The organism is Kitasatospora sp. MBT63 (genome assembly GCF_000710465.2).
Classification (GTDB): Bacteria; Actinomycetota; Actinomycetes; order Streptomycetales; family Streptomycetaceae; genus Kitasatospora.
This window is the reverse complement of the sequence record NZ_JAIZ01000031.1, coordinates 1-240: the sequence shown is the minus strand read 5'-3', so window position 1 is coordinate 240 and position 240 is coordinate 1. Positions and strand designations below refer to the sequence as shown.

1 protein-coding gene is annotated in these 240 nt (G+C 74.2%); it reads right to left on the bottom strand.

Annotated features, from left to right (window positions below; translation table 11 throughout):
- The coding region (locus AA75_RS48925) for a hypothetical protein (RefSeq protein WP_033817924.1) at positions 1 to 240 on the bottom strand (240 nt) is incomplete at both ends.

Here is a 240-nt window from a genome sequence, read left to right as displayed (position 1 = left end):
GCGACGGCGGTGGCTCCGCCGGTTTCGAGGGCGCCTGCGGCGCCGCCGGCGTAGCACATGGTGCCTGCGGCGATCTCCACGGTGGTGACCACGATGGCGCGGACGGCCGGGTGGTCGGTGGTGAAGTTCTGGGTCCGCTTGGCGCCGTTGCTGATGTGGCATCCGGCGCCGTCGAGGGAGAACCAGCTGCCGCACTTCTTGGTGCCGCGGCCGTTGCCGCCGCCCCCGCCACCGCCGCCG